Origin of the sequence: Mycobacterium sp. KBS0706, from assembly GCF_005938675.2 — a bacterium.
Classification (GTDB): Bacteria; Pseudomonadota; Alphaproteobacteria; order DSM-16000; family Inquilinaceae; genus Inquilinus.
This window is the reverse complement of the sequence record NZ_VCCH02000368.1, coordinates 1-421: the sequence shown is the minus strand read 5'-3', so window position 1 is coordinate 421 and position 421 is coordinate 1. Positions and strand designations below refer to the sequence as shown.

The following is a 421-nucleotide window of genomic DNA, read 5'->3' as shown; positions in this document are numbered from 1 at the left end:
TTCCGAGCCTGATCGGTGCGCATCTGGCGCTGTTCGAGATCCGGCAGGGGTCCCGTCTTCTCCAATTCGCGTCGCCGAGTTTCGATGCGGCGGCGTGGGAGATCGCCGCGACGCTGTCGGCCGGAGCGACATTGGTCATTGCTCCGAAAGGACACCTTCTGGCCGGGGAGTCCCTGTCGGCCCTGCTGCGGGAGGAGGTCGTCAGCCATGTGGTTCTGCCGCCGCCGATCCTCGCGACTCTGCGACCGGAGGATGTCCCGCAGAGCTGCGTGCTGATCGTCGCCGGCGACAGATGTCCTCCGGATCTGGTCGGCCAGTGGTCGGCCGGCCACCGGATGTTCAACGCCTACGGTCCGACGGAAGCGACGGTCTGCGCCACGGCCAGCCAAAGCCTGTCCGGAGCCGTCGAGCCGCCGATCGG

At 67.9% G+C, this 421-nt stretch carries 1 protein-coding gene; it reads left to right on the top strand.

The features are described 5' to 3' along the window. The coding region (locus FFK22_RS42315) for an AMP-binding protein (RefSeq protein ID WP_143957055.1) at positions 1–421 on the top strand (421 nt) is incomplete at both ends.